Here is an 18,329-nt window from a genome sequence, read left to right as displayed (position 1 = left end):
TTAATTTACTGACATAGTATTAAAACGCCAACTTTGCTTATAAGGGTATACATCCGGAAGCTGGCCTTGCTCAATTCCTTGCTGGATCATTTGCCAGTACTTTGCCGTAAATAAATCACTATGGTAATGATTAAAGTGGTTAAACGCACTGTTACTGGCACTAAAAAACACTTTAAATTGACTGGGAAATATATCATTTTGGTCAATATCAAAATAGCTGTGTGAGCTTAATTCTTCTAACGCGTTTTGTGTATTTGGCACGTCTCTAAAATTGCAATCGGTGAGAGGGCAAATTTCATCATAATCATAAAATACTATTCGCCCCCAACGTGTTACGCCGAAGTTTTTCATCAGCATGTCACCAGCAAAAATATTTGCACTGGCAAGCTCTTTTATCGCTTTACCATAATCAAGCATCACTTGCTGAAGTGATTTACTATTACATTGATTGATATACAGGTTGAGCGGTGTCATTTTTCGCTCAACGTAAACATGCTTTAGTATTAAGGCTTTGCCGGAAATGACTAAGCTATCGCCAATGTGTTTTTTCATTTGTATTAGCAGTTCATCACTAAAACGGCTTAAGTCAAATGCAAGGTATCTAAATTCATGAGTATCGACTAAGCGCCCTACTCTGTCAGCTTGTTTTACAAAGTTATATTTATCTTTTACTTGTTGTTTAGTTGCTGTTTTTGGGGCACTAAACTTATCTTTTATTACCTTGTATACATAATCAAGGCCGTCAATGGTAAAAACTAACATCACCATACCCGGAGTCCCTGGCGCTAGATGGTACGTGTATTCTTCGGGACTACTTTTAGTCGTATCTACTTTATAACGATAAAATTCGGTTTTTGCATGTTTAATAAAACCAATCGCATTAAATAATTCAAAACGTTGTTTGTGAGGCATTAACACACTGAGGTAATCAACATAACGAGCAGGTTGGTCGGTATCTACCATAAAATAGGTACGTGCAAAGCCAAATAATAAACTAAGTTGATCAGCCCCCATCATTACAGCATCAATTGTAAGCCCATCGAGGGTATTTAAAATAGCAATTGCAAAGGGCATGTTATCGCCATTTTTGGCAATACATCGCCCTATGACATAACACGCCTTATTACGATAAAAATGCGAATTAGCGTATTCAATATAACCGTCATTTAAGTTTATTAATTCGTATACTTGTCGACATTGCTGCTGAGCACCTTGCGTTAACGTTGCTTGTAGCTTAGTTAAATCACTACTTAAATCTTTAAAGGGGACTCTAAACACTTGCTCATTTAATAAGGCTTTAATTGCCTGATCAAACCCTTCTTTTAAGGAGATACGACTTACAAGCCCTTCATAGGAGCGCGGCTGTCCTCGGTATTTTGCTTTTAATACAAATAAGTGAACTGTGCGAATTTTTTTATCATCCCAAATAGCGCCAAAAGTAGAATTAAAAAATGTATGCGCAATGGGTTGGTTTTCATGCTCTTTTACCATCTCACCATAAATATTTTTTGCCCGCTGCCATGTTTGAGGGCAACCCAATTCATCATAAGCAATCACTCTAACGGCTTCACTTACTTGCTTTACTAAGCGTTCATACACTTGTAAGCGCTCTCGCATTGCTGCTTGCACCTCATGATACTGGCGTTGTTCAAAGCGACTTTGTGCTCCTAAGGTGATATTTAAAAATTGTGCAAACATAGCCTCAAAGCCTGCAAATATCGCTCGGGCTAACTTAGTGGCGACCACGGATTGTACCGAATTATGTTGAGAGGTTAATGGCGTACTTGGCATGATTTAGGCGCTTCTATTTTTAGCAATTATGCTGATTATTTTTTATTAGAGGTTTACACCTTAGCAAGCACACTTTAATTTAGGTAATTAATACAGCAAATAAATAAAATTGATCATATGAATATAAGAAATGTCGACCTCAATTTACTCGTCTATTTAAATGTATTAATAGATGAAAAAAGCGTATCAAAAGCAGCTAATAAGCTTGCTTTAACCCAACCTGCGATGAGTAATGCGTTAAAACGTTTAAGAGATTTATTTGATGATCCTTTGCTGGTGCGAGCTGCGGGCTCTATGACTCCCACAGCCAAAGCACTGTCGCTCAAACCTGAAATTGAAGCACTGCTTAAAATGGCAGAGGAGATCACTCAGCCAAGTGAGCAGTTTAACCCAGCAACTGCGCAAGTTACATTTCGTATTATGGCAAACGATTATTTAGAATCGACCCTCATCGCCCCCTTTATTTGCGAACAACTAGCTAAAAACCCAGGCATTGACTTTGATGTGCTAAGCCCCAGCGATGTAAATTTACAAGATATGGAAAAAGGCACAATTGATTTGGCAATAAATCGCTTTAATGGTCTGCCGCGCTCTTTTCATCAAGCGACTGTATGGCGAGATAATTATTGTTGTTTAACCCATCCAAATAATGCTTTTTTAACGGATGCTCACTTAAATCAATATCTACAAAGCGAGCATATATGGGTTAACCGCGCAGGCTGGGGGCCAGAACCCGCAGTAACCAATAAGTCAGGAAAACAAAAATTAGGCTGGGTAGATGAAGCTTTGTGGCAATTAGAACAAACCCGTAAAATACGCGTATTCACTCGCCATTACATGATTGCCAGCTTACTGTGTCAATCTGAGCAACTCATAGCAACGCTACCCCGTCGTCAAGCAAAACTATTAACCAGTCACACTAATTTAGTGATTAGCCCAGTACCATTTCAAGTTGTCCCTATAGAAGTAAAAATGATATGGAGCCCGTTATTACACCACACACCAGCGCATCAATGGCTTAGACGTGAGTTATTGGCGTTCGCAAATACAGTGGTTGATAGGTAACATATAAAAATATTGATTAAATCAATATCAATTATTGAAAACAACAATTTCATTAATATTACACTTAGCGCTACAGTGAAGTTAAGCCAACAAACTAAGAGTAATAATTATGCAAACATCAGCAAGCTTCACACAACAAGACGGGTTATTCATTGATGCAAATTTACATCAATTCATTGAACAACAATTATGCCCAAATACGCCGCTTGAGACGGGTCACGTTTACCAGTCACTTGCCACATTAGTTGATGAATTCGGCTGTAAGTGTCGTAAAAATAAACATCAAGAAAACGATACTCTTGACGTAAACACTTTATTAAGTGCCTATCAACGTAAAAGCCATCCTCATTGCCATGTTGATGCACAAACAACCGAAGCTGTATTAGATGAATACTGCTGTCAAGTACCAGCCATTATTGTAGTTGCGTTAATGGATACGCTCAGTGGCACTGTATGTGACGAGCCAAGTGCACATGAGCTTTATCACAGAGCAGCAGAGCTAACAGAGCGTCCATGTGTTCATCGTCAAGCAACCGCTAACGCTTCAGCAGCTTAACAATGCAGTCGTTTAAAAGTGCTCGATAACCTTACTAGCAAATTGTTTGCAGCTTAAGGTTGTCGAGTTATGATTTGAATGAGCCAAATCAAAAGTTACCTGGCCACTGGCAAATGTAGTTTCTAAGGCGTTTTCGATTAAACGTGCCGCTTCATCCCATCCCATAAATTTTAGCATTAGCACCGCGCTTAATAAGCTACTACTTGGGTTTGCCTTATCTTGACCAGCTATTCGCTCGAACGTGCCATGGGTCGGCTCAAAAAAAGCCACCTCTGTATTTAAATTGGCGGCAGGCATAATCCCTACCCCCCCAACCTGTGCACTGAGCATATCGGCTAAAAAGTCACCATTTTGATTTGTGGTAGCCACCACATCAAATTGCGCAGGATCCATCAAGCATTGCTGCAACATATTATCGGCAATTACTTCTTTAATAATCAAGGGGGGTAAATCGGTTCGTTCTATTTCAAGCCAACGCCCATTTTCATGTTCTTTGGCATTATATTCTTGTTTTGCGAGCGCAAAGCCCCAGCGTTTAAACGCCCCATCGGTAAATTTAAGAACATTACCTTTGTGCACTAACGTAAGTGACTCTCTCTCATTTTTAAGGGAATAATTAATGGCAAAGCGTATTAATCGCTCTGACCCTTCTTTAGATATATTTTTAATCCCTATACCACACTCTTGAGCGAAACGAAGACGGGTTACGCCCATTTCTTCACACAAAAAATCGAGCACTTTTTCACTTTCAACACTCCCCGCCTGCCATTCAATTCCTGAATATACGTCTTCACTGCTATCGCGCAACACAGTAATATTAGTGGTAAAAGGGTTTTTTAATGGCGTGGGTAAAGCACTAAAGCCTTTTATAGTGCGCATATTAACAAATAAATCCATTTCATGGCGAAGCGCAACATTAAGAGAGCGAAACCCGCCGCCTAAAGGTGTGGTTAGCGGCCCTTTTATAGCAATTTTGCATTCACGTACCGCATTAATGGTTTCTTGAGGGAACCAGTCACCATCATAAAGCTTGGCCGCTTGTTCACCATTATACACCTGCATCCAATGTATCTTACGTTCCTTGCCATAACAATGCTCTATGGCAGCATCCACTACTTGACGCATTACTGGCATCACATCTAAACCAACCCCATCACCGTCAATATAGGCAATAATAGGTTGCTTGGGTATATGCCACTGTCCTTGATCATCAATGTGAATATTGTCGCCATTGTCTGGCACCTTAATATGTTGATACTGCATACGTCCTCCTACAAGAGAATATATTTAAGCATGCATAACCCTACTTGTCTTCATAACAAAGCGTATAGCGGTTATTCAACGATAAAATGTAAAATTTAAGGTGCTTTTTTAACGGTTAAAATAACGTCAATCGCATTGAGTAGAGCCTCAACTTGTTGTATGTCGAAAGCGTCAGGTGAAGACTTTAAGTTTGTTTCAAAATCAACAGCCTGTTTATGCAAAGCTTTGCATTCAAACATTCCAGCCGTTCCTTTGATCATATGCACGCTGCGTGCAAAACCCGTTATATCACCCTGCTTAAATTGAGACACTAACGTGTCTTTTTGTTTATTTAACCCTTTAATATATTCCTGCTTGAGTAGTGCAAACTCCTCATCGGGTAGCTTAATGTTCTCGCATATATCAATATCAAGATAACTTGCAATTTTACTACTAAAACAGCTTCTATCTATAGGTTTGGCAATATGATCAGTAAAACCTTGTTTTAAATAGCGATCAATTTCATGCTTCATCGTGTTAGCAGTGAGCGCCACAATGGGTGTTGTTACCCCTGTTGCTTGTATAATCTTAATTGCTTGCTCACCATCCATAATTGGCATTTGAATATCTAATAAAATTAAGTCGAAGCTTTCATCCATCGCTGCTTGCGCTGCATCTCGACCATTTTCAACAGCGACAACGGTTAACCCCATCCGCTCTAAAATTCGCTTAATAAGCTGACGATTTTCTGGATGGTCTTCAGCCACAAGTACTCTACCCACTAAATTTCGCTGACTATTATTTAAAAATAGCTCTTTGGTTTGTGGTTTACGTATATCGTCAAATGCGTTAACCCATTGTGTATGTTCAGTTGTATTTAACTCCATAGTAAAGCAAAACTCGCTACCCCTACCTACCACAGAAAATACAGTAATATCGCCATTTAGTTTATTTGCTAAGCTTTTTGATATATTTAAGCCAAGTCCAGTACCACCGTATTTACGAGAAATTGACGAGTCAGCTTGGTGAAAGGGAGTAAATAGGTCTTTTTGCTCGCTTTCGGTCATACCAATACCGGTGTCTTCAACTTTAATTATTAGTTGCTTTTGATTGCAACTCACCGTCAGCATTATGTAGCCCTGGGTAGTAAATTTAAGTGCATTGGTTGCTAAATTTAATAATATTTGCCTAAGTCGAGTTGGATCTGAGACTATCCAATCTGGTAATGGAAATTGATAATCAACTTTGAATTTTAAGCCTTTATCGCGGATTTGCTTTCCTAGTAATGATTCAATTTCAGCAATAGTGGCAAACAAATCCGTTTCAACTAATTCTATCTCTAAACGGTTAGCCTCAATTTTCGACATATCCAAAATATCGTTAATTAGCCCAAGTACATGACGACTGTTTTGCAAAATCACCCTGATCCCATGATTTCTTTCATGAGGCTGTATATCACCTAAAATTATCCCATCAGCATAACCAATAATGGATGTCATTGGGGTGCGGATCTCATGGCTCATGTTAGCTAAAAATCGACTTTTAGCTTCACTTGCATCACGAAGCTCTTCCGCCAATTGTTGTAACTCTTGGGTACGCAGTTCGACCTTGTGTTCCAAATTTTTAGTCAGTTCAACATTCTGATGATGCAAAATACTGAATTTATTTGCGACAGCAAAAGCAAGTAATACTGCATCGAGCGCTGTGCCAATAAGTCCAAGTAAATAGAGATCCATTTTTATTGGCTCAATAAGTCCTAGATTAGTTAAATTGCCAACCATATTAGGAATGGCCATAGCCAAATAGGCGAGAACAAAATAGCGAGCTGGTTTAAAGCCACTGATCCAGCTTCGTATACCAACAACCATACCTAGAGATAAAGTTGCCCCTGTTACTAAAGTGGCCCAAATAAAGCCAAAACCAGGCCAAACCATTGCAAAAGGTGCGCCTGCGGTGGCAACAATGCCTAAGTAGATTGATAATCGAGATAACTTAGGAGACGTGTCTTTTAATTTAAGTAAGCTGTTAAAAAATAAAATATTTGTGATGGGAATTAAAGTAAAGCCTAACCAATGAAAATGGGCATTGTAAAAACCAAAAATTTGATCCGGTATATGAAAAAACTGACTCCAAGCCAACACCCAGCATGCTGTGAACATGGCGTAGTACAAATGGGTTTTATCTCTATCACCCAAGTAAATAAGAAAATTGTATAAACCTAACGCAATACCAACCCCAAAGCACAGCAACATAATCATGTTGTCTGAGGTTTTTCTTACAAAAAAATCGTCATAAGATGAAAGCACTAATTTTGGTGGAGTATAAAAATATTCACTTTGAAATTTTGCAATTAATACGTAAGAACGATTAGGCGTCAGCTTAACTTTATTCCCATAGTGAAATGCAAACTCATTTGGGTAACCCCCCCCAGTGACATACAGCTTTATTGGTTCATCAAAGTTCGATATATCATAAATCCGGGTTTCGATTTTTGAAAGTAACGTGTTATACGGATAGAGCACCAGTTCATCTAAATCTGTTTTATTTTCAAGTGCTATGACAAACCAAAAACTACCACCAAAAAACGATGTTCTTGATTGTGGTTGTTTATCTTCAAGCCACATTTCTATTTCACTGTGGTTACGGGGAAAAGTACCACTCGTTACCTGAAATACATGACCCTGACCGAGCAAATCAGTATCTTGTTGTTTTAAAGTATAAACAATAGGAGCGAGTGTATCTGCCGGCGCTAAATTGCTAAAGCACAAAAATACACAATATAAAAATAGCTTTAGAACTGCCTTCATTGGCATACTTCGCACCTTAATTTAAAGACTAAAATTAAAACTGATAACTAACATCTAAACCAAAACGTCTGCCTTCACCTTTAAAGTCTTCAAGCATGCCAAGGAAAGAGCTTAAATCAAATTTTAAGTGACTATATTGCGTACCAAAGAGGTTTTTCCCCCAAATAGCAATCGCCCAGTTATCATGTTGATAATGTATGTTTGCATTAAAAATACTATAGCCATCTTGCATCGCATAAGGGTTTTGATTCTGATCAAAATAATAGTCGGATTGATAATCAACTAATAATTGCGTTGTTAGTGGGTGATTAGCCAGCACGTGCGTGTATTCAATGCCTGCACTGAGGTTCCATTTTGAGGTAAACGGCAAGCGATTATCTGATAATGCGTTACCTAAAGGATCAACATATTCTTCAAACTCTGCATGGGGTATATAACCCATAGCAAACTTAACATTCAAATCACCGGTCAGCCAATACTCAAAATCAGCCTCTAGGCCATATATAGTCGAATCTGCCACATTTTCTAATAATTGAATAGGCGGGCTCTGATCAGATACTGAAGGCTGATTCATAAACACCTGTTGGTCATTATAATCATAATAAAATGCAGCCCAATTAAATCGCATGCCCAACTGTGGCCACCAAGACTTTGAGCCAATTTCATGTGAGTTCAATCGTTCTTTTTGATAATCAGCAAGCTGTGCTTGTTCAACCGATGATAAAAACCCCCCGTTATAGCCTCCGCTTTTTGCGCCATTAGCAAATCGATAATAGGCATAGGTCGCATCATCCAGCTTAACGTTCACAGCCAACTGACCAGAAATGCCATTATCTGATTGCTCTCCCTGAACACGATAAAATGGCACCTTAACTCCGGTTAAATCGTTAGGGTCTAAAATAATATTAAGCTGGGATGATGAGTCGTAATCTAAAGACTCATAAGAATAACGAAGCCCAGCGGTAATTAGCCAATCTTGGTTTAATTGATAGTCAAGTTGGGTAAACGCTGCAATGCTCTTTGTTTTTATCCTATTATCATAGAAAAAAGTAGCGGTTAAATCTGTCTCTAAAATGCCTCGATAATCTCGCAAAATATCATTTACATTGTCTTGAATAATAGACTCATCAGCATAATAAATTCCCGTTGTAAGAAAATGCTCTGCGAGCTGAGATTGCAACCGAAACTCTTGCGTTACTAAATCAGTATTTAAACCTAAATTGCCTTCACATAAGCGTGCTGGAGAGCCATCACAATTAAAGGCATGATCACGCTTTAACTTGTTATAGCTAGTTAGTGAAATAAGCTCATTGTGTGTATCCAATTGCCAATTAACATGGGCACTAATCCCCTTACCATCGGTTTTATGTGGCGAATTATTATTAACGCTTACAGTATAAAAATCATCACTGCCATCATTAAATCCAAAGTTATCAAAACAGTTGGTTGAACCTGCTTGTGCCGGCGAGCACCGCTCTCCAGTCAGCGGATTAGCAATAACCCCAATACTGCCAACAGGCTGAACTATGCCATCCCAATCGGAAATATGCCCTTTTATCAAAAACTGCACAGTGTCAAAGTCAGCTAAAAAAGATACTCGACCATTTGTTTGCCGCATGCCCGCTGTTGGTGAATCAGCAAAAATATTGTTTGTAGAATAATCATAATTTTGATGGTTTAGCGCAACACGAACGGCTGTGTTTACCCCAATAGCTGAATTAAACATAGCATCTACACTGGTCGCGTTGTTATTGGCAATACCAGCACTTAAATAACCACTTTGTTCAAACTCAGGGCGTTTAGAGCGGATCAAAATAGCCCCGCCAGTAGAGTTACGACCAAATAAAGTTCCTTGAGGGCCACGCAAAATGTCAATCTGCTCAATATCAAATAAGTTAACAATTTGGTTACTGGCAGAGCCCACGGCTATATCATCCACATACATCGCCACCGGCGATGTATTAGCGGTGTTATAATCAACTAGCCCTACGCCACGAATATTAACCGCTGGTGGTGTGCCTTCCGCTGCGTTTTGACTAATTTTTAAATTTGGGGCAAATACAGATAACTCTGTTGAGTCTTTAACCTGTTGCGCTTTGAGATCGTCCCCTTTTATTGTGCTTACAGAAATGCCGACTTCTTCAATTTTTTGCGCTCTTTTTTGCGCATAAACCTCAATGATTTCCATATTAGGCTGATCATCACTTTTACCCTCTACCACTACTTTCGCCTGCAGTGGCAGTAAAAAGCCTGGTAAGCATACCAACCATATATTTTTATTCAGAAGCTTGCCTTTATTTTTCATTTCACGTGACCTTTGCGCTAAATAAATGTAAACAACATGTTTAACTATATACTAATCAACCGATTAAAGCTGTGCTGGAAGAGTATTTTAATTTTTGATAACTGCAAATGCATTTTCGCCACTAATGTGTTGTGGGTAACCCACCATTGCTCTGGCTGTTTGCATACCCGCCATAACAGCCGCTTCAACACAACCGGCATTAACACCCGTTTTAATCCAGTCACCGGTAATAAAAAGGTTTGTAAATTTTGTTTCATCTGTCGCCAGTCGATACTTACTTGAACCAGCAACTGACAAAACATAACGCTCACTTGGGTCAACGTTTACTCGCCAGTATTGAGCATTTAATCGTTCATCCCCGGATGACGATATTTCATATAATACAGACCAATCAAACTCATTATTTTGATATGCAAGCGGCCATAAAGACTGCATGTTTTTTTCTAGTATTGCTTCTAGGTTTACCTTTACTTGCGATTTAACCTGTAGAGGAAATTGATGTTCACTTTTTGGTGGATAGTGCTCACAAGGAAAAACACTGCAAAAATAAGCAATGTTTTTAGGAGGACAATCAGTAGGCCATTGCTCTTTGTCGACTAAATTCATCATTGCCGCCCACGTATCAAATGGTTCGCTAAAGCCACTTAGAATTGGGCCTTCTTTACTCTTTGGAATATATTGCCAGCCTAATTGCTCGTCTGTTTTATTAAGCCATAGTTGGGCAGCTTGGGTTGCCACCGTTTTGACTTGCTTTGCTTGTGCTGCAAATTTAGTATCCCACGCTAATAATGAAGGGCATACGTGCTCAAGTGACGCCACAGATACACCCAACACAATTCTGTCAAAATCTTCTTTGTAGTTTAATTTTTTTATTGGCAGTGGCTGCCCAAAATGGTTTTCGTATCGAGACGGCCAGTCTGACCAAAAAGATTCTAAATTAATATCATGCTTCTTTAATAGTGCGGCTTGTTCACTATTAATTTGCGCATAAAGTGGTTCACTTGGCCAACAAGGTAGTTTTTTAACATTAACCAGTGGTTGATACTCTGCGTCTGAGAGCAAAGAAACTTGTTGCTGAAGTTCAACGGTCTCGACAAAACTCTCTCCTTGCTCACTTAGGCTGGGAGTCAGGTTTTGCAATTGATGAAAATACTCAAACTTAACCCCTCTTTTTTTTAGTAATTCGTACAAGGGAGCAAAGATGACATCGCCCATCCCCGCTTGCATTTTCCACATGACCCCTCCACGGTAACACAGCGCGATGCGTAACATAGCCAGTGATGCGACACCAGCCTCAACATTGGGCTTACTTAGGTCACCCGCAGGGTACGCAAACACCAAATCATAAAACCCTCGTATGGGCGCCGAATTAGCACTGTATTGCTCGTTTGCCCCATTTCTTATAAGCCATTGCCTAAAATCAAATTTATTTATAACCTCAAACCCATCTCGATATACTTTGTCTTTTACCAAACCAACTAGCATTGCGATAGCAAGGTCTGCGCAAATATATAATCGTCTAAGCTGCGCATTATTGTCTAACAACTCAATCATTTCGCTATTAAGCCAGCGCTTTAGCTTTCTAACTATATACCAAATAACAAGGCCATCTTTTTTCTCATGTACTTGGGGGTTTAATGTATTGTCGGCGTGGGCAAACTTATTTAATGTATTGATTAATAAGCTTGGAGTAGAAGCAACTTCACTCGAATATTGTTTTATATCATCAGCAAATTGTTGCCAAGCATCTTCGGTATCATCAACCAAATCTGTTATTTGTTGGTGCAAGTGCCGTAATAAAGATTGATCTCGTGTTTTTTTTGTACTTAGCTGTATATTTTTATTAGCTTTTTTTGCTGCTGACTGTAAATCAAATATCCACTTTTTTAGCCAAGCTAGGGTCATTTTAATAAAATCCCATGGCGTTATATCTAAACTTCCATCAGCAGGATTCCCTGCAAGTAATGGGAAATCAATTGGCCATGTTTGCCATTGGTCATCAATATATTCTTCTAAGGCTATAAAGCTATGCGGTTTTAATGCTTGCTGCCATGTAGATAAAGGTGAATCGGCTGGCCGTTGTAATTTAGTGTAAACCGTTTCTATTGTTTTAAAGCTATTTACATAAGCACCAAACCAAACATGTAAGCCATGCTCTTCAATACGCTGCCCGCTAGCCGCATTTCGACCACTTGCTCCTTTACCACCCAAACGCCAGCCTTGTTGGTATACTGTGATAGTTCGATGCTGTTGCCAGTCAGGTTGCTCAGTTAAATACAGTGCAGCAGTCATAGCCGATACACCGCCACCAATTATCACGATTTTTTCTTGGTTCATGGTAAATCCTTCTAAGCAATTTAAATTTTAGTTGCGGCTAACTGGTCGAAATCCATTTGCACATAAAAAGGTAAGTGCAGCGCTTGACTACCTAACTTTAGACCAAACATATCGGCAAGTGGAAAACTATCTAATTTATTAAGATGCAAAGTAAACTCAGGTTTCAAAAATTTAAAGCTATGTATTTTTTTAATCATTGAAGGTGAGTGCATTACGCTCTGGTATACCGCTGAATCGCCACTGCCATCAGGAAATTGTTTTAACAAAATTTGAGCCATTTGTGGATTAACAAAGCCACTCAATAACTGCTTTAATAATGAAAAATCAATATCTAAATGTTTGCGAGAAAACAAATTTGCTACTTGATCGCCAAAGTTATCAATAATAGATAAGAAATCGCTATCTTGGTGTTTAGAATTTATAGTAATTGAAAATAGCTCATGCATTTGTAGCTTTGATTCAGGGGAGAAATGTTCAAAGCATTCTAAAGATATTGAAAAATTCGATAGCTCCGATACACAGCTGGGCATGGTGTAGTCACACAAATACTTATTATAGCCCCATGTTTCGCGACCATTAATAAGTGCATAAATGTTGTTAACACAGATAAACGCTGGATACCAATATAAGTAGGTTATATCTTCATCCTCAACCTTAGCGACAGGCAACCAAATGATAATATCTGTTTCTTGCATCCAACCATGCTGATCGAATGGCGGGGTCATCGAGGCTATTTTTTCAATATCTGTAAATGTAATAAGTGCAAACTCGCCAAGTATTTTAAAATAAATATTACCCTCCACCCCTATGTTTAACGTTGAATCAATATACATTTGTGCTTTATTAGATTCTATTTCAGCAAAAAACCCATACATATTTGCATTGTGCATACGACAAGGCGGCTTTGCTATTGGATTAGATAAAAAATGTTGATATGGCGCAGATTGTGAGTTCATTTGACCCCCTCAGTTAAAAACTGAGTATAGTCAGATATATTTGGGTCTGTTGACCTTTACGAATTAATATTTATGACTATATGTGAATTCCACTCAATTCAAAGTATTTTAATAAATTGCTTGCAAAGAAAAATGTTGTGACGTAATATTGCTGCTTGGCTATAAAAAGCCCTAGCGGTTAACCTCTTTACCCTGATCCAGTAAGCCCCGCAAAACGTATATTCAAAAGCTAAGTTATTGTACGGCGAGAACCCCTATTAATACCTTGATGATTTATTTTTAATATCATCGTAAAAGTGTCATAAAGATCGTCAACACTGTAATGAAGCTAAACACAATTAGATTATTTATCATCTGTAATGTGCTTTAAGAAAAAGCCCAGAATAAATAACAAAAATAAAGTGAGTTTTATTATGTCATACAAATATAACGGATCTATGATCCAAATAGCACATCCAGTGCAATCAATTTCGGTTAACAAACATCGTGTAATCTTCAGCGATACACAAGGTTTGAAAAATGCATTGTTTCAAAAAGCAAGTGATGCACGTCAATTTGTAAAATGGCTGAAAGCCAGTTAATTATTATTTATAAGTGTTTAACTTATAAATAAATTAAAATGCCAGCTTTATGCTGGCATTTTACTTTTTGGTGTATTATTGACTACACTTAAATCCATGTTTATTTATTTGTTGTAGTGAAAATGCGGTTTTCGTGGTTAATACTGTTCGTCTGTGTATTTTTAAGCACAAAGTGTGATGCCAGAACAATAAAATGGATAACGCATGACTTTGCGCCCTATTATATTTTAAGCGGTCCGGATAAATCTCAGGGCCGTGATGAAAGTATTATTTCGCTATTAGAGCAACAACTTCCGCATATTAACTTTGAACGTATCATTATTCCCTCTGGTAAAGTTATTCAGGAACTCGCTAACCTGCAATCAAATGCATGCGCATTATCACTTTATAAAAACAAATATCGAGAAGAACGTGTTTATTTCACGCATCAAAGCTCTACAGCTGGTCTTTCTCCATCTATTGCCATGCATCAAAAGCTGAGCATTTCGCTAGGTATTGAAAGCAGTAAATCAGTGTCGTTAACTAATTTATTAGTAAATAAAAAGCTCACCTTGGGTGTATCGATGAATCGCTCATACGGCAGTGAAATTGATAAAATAATTAATACCACACCTAATACAAATATTGTCATTAGACCTACTCGCGATACCCTCAGTACATTAACCTATATGCTTAACTTAGAGCGAATTGATATTTTATTAGGCTACCCCAGTGAGCATTATTATTTAGCAAAAACGATGGGGTTTAGTGACAATTTAACGCAGCGCATGCTGACTGAGGCACCAAAAATTAGTTACGGTTACATTGGCTGTACTAAAAACGAGCAAGGCGCAGAAGATATTGCCACACTCAATCAGCAACTCAAACTAATTAAGCAAACTGAAGACTATAAACAAGTATTAACTCGGTGGTTACCAAGTCACTTAAAATCAAAATTAGAAGCGCATTTACAATAAAAAAGCTAAGCGTGATAACGCTTAGCTTTAACTATAAAACGGTATTATTGACGAATACCTTCAATAAATAAACCAATATCAACGTGCGTTGACGCTGGGCCTAAATCGTAATCAATACCGTAATCGGCTAGTTTTAAGCTGGTTTCACCTTCAAAACCAACACGGTAACCACCCCATGGATCTTTACCTTCACCAATCTTATCAATTTCAAAACTAATTGTTTTAGTAATACCATGAAGGGTAAACTCACCGGTTACTGTGGCTTCTTCACCGTCTTGATCAAACTTAATTGCTGTACTTTTAAAGCTAGCCTGTGGGTATTTGCTTACATTTAAAAAGTCACCACCGCGTAAGTGTTTATCTCGTTCAGCATGGTTTGAATCTAGGCTTGTTGTGTCGATATTTACACTAATTTGAGATGCGTTTGGATTTTTAGCGTCGTAGTTAAACTGCCCATCAAAGGTGTTAAAACGCCCGTGCAACCAGCTGTAACCTAAATGTTTAATTTTAAAATTAACAAAGGCATGTGCTCCTTTGGTATCAATAACATAGTCTGCAGCACTAGCATGGGTAGCTGTCATAAACATCGCTGCTGATAACGCTGAAGTTAATAGTAACTTTTTCATTTTAAGCTTCCTTTTGTAATTTGATCATTCTAATTAATGTTTTATCTTTATCTATAAAGTGGTGTTTTAACGCACCTAAAATATGCAGCACCACAAACCCGATCAATAAGCATGCGCTGTAATAATGGATCTGCCCTGCTATATCTGCCTGAGAATCAAAGGTAAAGTCGATGGCTTTAACATAAAACAAGCCAAACACTTCGATTGGTCGCCCATCAGCAGTAGAAATTAAATACCCAGACACCATAATAATCACTAAAAACAGATACATTAAAATGTGTGCGGTTTGGGCCAGCTGATTTAATTGAGTGTTGGTCCCAATAGGGCTAGGTTTTACATTAAATCGACGCCATAACAGTCTAAAAACAAATACAGCCGCTAAACTCAGCCCTATGCTTTTATGCAAATCTAATGAGCCTTTATACCAGCTATCATAGTAAGTTAGCTCAACCATGTATAAGCCTAAACCAAACAAACCAAAGACAGTCAACGCCATTAACCAGTGTAAAAATATAGCCATCAGGCCATAACCGGTTTTTGAGTTTTTAAACATTGCTTATCGCCAATCTCTAATCTAGTAATAACACTACGATATAATGGATGAGTGGCGATTAAAATAGCATATGCAAACAATTATCGTGCGTATACGCACAGTAAAGTCTATTAATTTAGTATAATTGCAAAAAACTTTATGGGAGGTTAACTTTCGGCAGGCTCATTAAGAGATACATATATTTGGCTATCAGACTCAACTTGTAAGCAAGCAATTAAACCCTCTTTTATCAGTTCTAACATGGCGATAAAACTAACAACAACTCCACTGCGGCCCTCTTCAAAGGTAAACAGTTGGGTAAACGCAACGGGTGCTTTTGCTTGGGATAGTGTGTGTAAAATTAAACTCATACGTTCACGAGTTGACAGGGTTTCTGCACTAATTAAATGATGCTCAAATGTTTTAGCACGCGCCATTACGTCACTTAGCGCTAACAATAGATCTTTGATTGCCAGTTCTGGTAAGGGTTGGTTTTTTTCTTCTAACTCTGGGAAAGTTGCATTGGCGATAAATATATCGCGACCAACGCGGGGCAAAGAATCGATATTTTCGGCCGCTTTTTTAAATTGTTCGTACTCTTGTAGACGTTTTATCAGCTCGGCGCGTGGATCTTCCTCTTCTTCTAATTCCTCATGCACTGGCAGTAATAGCCGCGACTTAATCTGCGCCAGCAATGCTGCCATTACGAGATATTCGCCGGCGAGTTCTAACTGAAACTCACTCATCATTTCTACATATTTTACATACTGCTCAGTAATGCTAAATATAGATAATTCGAGAACATCTAACTTGTGCTTTTTAATTAAATAAAGCAACAGATCTAACGGGCCTTCAAAGGTTTCTAAAATAACTTCAAGCGCATCAGGCGGAATATATAAATCTTCAGGCTTTTCAACAACGGCTTTCCCATGCAAAAATGCCAGTGGCAGCTTTTGTTGCACTGGCATATCTGTAGGTATTAACGAAACCGTGTCAGGCTGTTTCATTGCTATTCAAATGGAGCCGTATCGCCGCAGCCTACACGTAAAATTTGAATATCGTCCTCTGATAAATCAATTACCGTGGTTGCTTGCTCTGTGAGGTATCCGCCATGAATAATTAAATCGACATGCTTATCTAGACGCTCCAAAATGTCATCGGGGTCCGCTTGCGTGTATTCATCACCCGGTAAAATAAGTGAGCATGACATTAATGGCTCACCCAATTCCGCAAGTAACGCACAAGCAATTGGGTGTTCAATAACACGAATGCCTATGGTTTTTTTCTTATCGTTTAATAAGCGTTTAGGTACTTCTTTTGTGCCTTTAAAAATAAACGTATAAGGCCCTGGGGTATTATTTTTGATCAGCCTAAACATTTGGTTATCTACGCGAGCATAAGTAGAAAGCTCAGATAAATCGCGGCACACTAAAGTAAAATTATGGTGTTTTTCAATACCACGAATACGCTCTATGCGCTCTTTTGCTTGTTTGTTACCTAAATTACAGCCAATCGCATATCCCGAATCTGTTGGGTACACAACTACGCCGCCCTGTTTAATAATATCAACAGCTTGAGAAATTAGTCTAGGCTGTGGGTTATCCGGATGTATATGAAATAATTGACTCATAATGCAACTCCTTCGTGCTTTTCCCATGTTTGCCAAACCCCTTGGCAATCTTTAGGTAAGTATAAATTTTTTCCAAGTTCTAAATAACTAGTCGGAAAATGAAAATCAGAGCCTTGAGAGCAAAGCAGGTCGTATTCTTGACTCAACAAGCCTAAAAACTGACGCTCACTCGGGGCCTGTTGCGGTTGGGCAACTTCCATTGCATCACCGCCCACTGATTTAAACTCTACGAGTAGTTTACGCAACCACTTATTCGACATTTTATAGCTACTTGGGTGCGCCAAAACAGCCACCCCACCGGCGGCATGAATCGCTGAAATTGCCGTTTGCATATCACACCAGTTACTCGGTACGTAACCGGTTTTTCCTCGCCCTAAGTACTTTTTAAATACCCCAGGAAAGTTTTTAGCCACACCTCGCTCTATTAAGGCTCTGGCAAAGTGAGCGCGAGTAATTTGCGCATTTTCAGCCAGCTCGCGGGCTTGCTGATAAATACCCTCAAAGCCATTTTTAGTTAATCGATGGCCTATTTCAATTGCACGGGTTTCGCGCTTTTGCTGTTGCTCGCTAAGTAATGTATGCAAAGTGCTATCATTGGTATCAATGTTAAGCCCAACAATATGTATTTCAAAACTCTCCCATTTGGTTGATATTTCAACCCCATTAATCAGTTTAAGCGGCAAGTTTTCACTTTTGATAAAAGCCTGCGCAGGCTCAATTGCGGCCACAGTATCGTGATCGGTAATGGCAAATACATCAATGTTTTTATCGACTGCTCGCGCTAATAGTTCCTCAACGGTTAAATGTCCGTCTGAGTGTGTTGTATGGCTATGTAAGTCGTATTTTATCAAATGAAAACTACTTTAATTAATGGTTTAAGGGTGTTTCACACAGTATAACAAGTTTTTTAACGAAATTGTTTTAAATAAACACTTGACACAAAAG

Annotated in this window: 15 protein-coding genes; 4 read left to right on the top strand and 11 right to left on the bottom strand. The window is 38.6% G+C overall.

What is annotated here, in order from left to right:
* Window positions 1–1,791 carry a bifunctional isocitrate dehydrogenase kinase/phosphatase gene (gene aceK / locus ACZ5WS_RS10970; RefSeq protein ID WP_464708641.1) on the bottom strand — a complete coding sequence of 597 codons (1,791 nt, stop codon included), beginning with the start codon at window positions 1,789–1,791 and terminating at the stop codon, window positions 1–3.
* A gap of 117 nt (window positions 1,792–1,908) precedes the next feature.
* On the opposite strand from aceK, the gene ACZ5WS_RS10965 reads away from it, so the two are divergent.
* On the top strand, window positions 1,909–2,856 hold the full coding sequence (locus tag ACZ5WS_RS10965; RefSeq protein WP_198523256.1) for a LysR family transcriptional regulator: 948 nt from the start codon (window positions 1,909–1,911) through the stop codon (window positions 2,854–2,856).
* Between the two features lie 109 nt (window positions 2,857–2,965).
* A complete protein-coding gene (locus ACZ5WS_RS10960; protein ID WP_464708637.1) occupies window positions 2,966–3,412 on the top strand; it encodes a hypothetical protein in 447 nt (148 codons plus the stop codon).
* Between the two features lie 12 nt (window positions 3,413–3,424).
* Here the strand turns inward: ACZ5WS_RS10960 and icd are convergent, their stop codons facing one another.
* From icd to ACZ5WS_RS10935, 5 genes are all read right to left on the bottom strand, one after another.
* Window positions 3,425–4,675: an NADP-dependent isocitrate dehydrogenase gene (gene icd / locus ACZ5WS_RS10955; RefSeq protein ID WP_290167686.1), complete on the bottom strand. Its 1,251-nt coding sequence runs from the start codon at window positions 4,673–4,675 to the stop codon at window positions 3,425–3,427.
* 95 nt (window positions 4,676–4,770) lie between these two features.
* Window positions 4,771–7,467: a 7TM diverse intracellular signaling domain-containing protein gene (locus ACZ5WS_RS10950; RefSeq protein ID WP_464708634.1), complete on the bottom strand. Its 2,697-nt coding sequence runs from the start codon at window positions 7,465–7,467 to the stop codon at window positions 4,771–4,773.
* A gap of 28 nt (window positions 7,468–7,495) precedes the next feature.
* Window positions 7,496–9,766 carry a TonB-dependent receptor gene (locus ACZ5WS_RS10945; protein ID WP_464708631.1) on the bottom strand — a complete coding sequence of 757 codons (2,271 nt, stop codon included), beginning with the start codon at window positions 9,764–9,766 and terminating at the stop codon, window positions 7,496–7,498.
* An 87-nt stretch (window positions 9,767–9,853) separates the two neighbouring features.
* Window positions 9,854–12,103, bottom strand: coding sequence for an NAD(P)-binding protein (locus ACZ5WS_RS10940; RefSeq protein ID WP_464708628.1), 2,250 nt, complete (start codon window positions 12,101–12,103; stop codon window positions 9,854–9,856).
* Window positions 12,104–12,123: 20 nt separating this feature from the next.
* Window positions 12,124–13,059, bottom strand: coding sequence for an acetoacetate decarboxylase family protein (locus ACZ5WS_RS10935; protein WP_464708626.1), 936 nt, complete (start codon window positions 13,057–13,059; stop codon window positions 12,124–12,126).
* A 413-nt stretch (window positions 13,060–13,472) separates the two neighbouring features.
* Between ACZ5WS_RS10935 and ACZ5WS_RS10930 the strand changes: the two genes are divergently transcribed.
* Both ACZ5WS_RS10930 and ACZ5WS_RS10925 read left to right on the top strand, forming a co-directional pair.
* Window positions 13,473–13,640, top strand: coding sequence for a hypothetical protein (locus tag ACZ5WS_RS10930; RefSeq protein ID WP_007375427.1), 168 nt, complete (start codon window positions 13,473–13,475; stop codon window positions 13,638–13,640).
* Window positions 13,641–13,762: 122 nt separating this feature from the next.
* Window positions 13,763–14,596, top strand: coding sequence for a hypothetical protein (locus ACZ5WS_RS10925; RefSeq protein WP_464708622.1), 834 nt, complete (start codon window positions 13,763–13,765; stop codon window positions 14,594–14,596).
* Between the two features lie 44 nt (window positions 14,597–14,640).
* Here the strand turns inward: ACZ5WS_RS10925 and ACZ5WS_RS10920 are convergent, their stop codons facing one another.
* The 5 genes from ACZ5WS_RS10920 to rnm all read right to left on the bottom strand — a co-directional run bounded on the left by ACZ5WS_RS10920 (window position 14,641) and on the right by rnm (window position 18,235).
* Entirely contained in the window at window positions 14,641–15,222 is a 582-nt protein-coding gene (locus ACZ5WS_RS10920) for a YceI family protein (RefSeq protein WP_138605989.1), read from the bottom strand.
* 1 nt (window position 15,223) lies between these two features.
* Window positions 15,224–15,775, bottom strand: a complete 552-nt coding sequence (locus tag ACZ5WS_RS10915; RefSeq protein ID WP_010390221.1) for a cytochrome b — start codon at window positions 15,773–15,775, stop codon at window positions 15,224–15,226.
* A 146-nt stretch (window positions 15,776–15,921) separates the two neighbouring features.
* Entirely contained in the window at window positions 15,922–16,761 is an 840-nt protein-coding gene (locus ACZ5WS_RS10910; RefSeq protein ID WP_138605988.1) for a segregation and condensation protein A, read from the bottom strand.
* 2 nt (window positions 16,762–16,763) lie between these two features.
* Window positions 16,764–17,384, bottom strand: a complete 621-nt coding sequence (locus tag ACZ5WS_RS10905; RefSeq protein ID WP_008113642.1) for an L-threonylcarbamoyladenylate synthase — start codon at window positions 17,382–17,384, stop codon at window positions 16,764–16,766.
* Window positions 17,381–18,235, bottom strand: a complete 855-nt coding sequence (gene rnm, locus ACZ5WS_RS10900) for an RNase RNM (RefSeq protein ID WP_464708615.1) — start codon at window positions 18,233–18,235, stop codon at window positions 17,381–17,383. Before rnm ends, ACZ5WS_RS10905 begins: the two co-directional genes overlap by 4 nt.
* Between the last annotated feature and the right edge of the window lie 94 nt (window positions 18,236–18,329).

Source organism: Pseudoalteromonas sp. 11L1, assembly GCF_055397545.1.
This window is presented reverse-complemented; position numbering and strand designations above follow the sequence as displayed.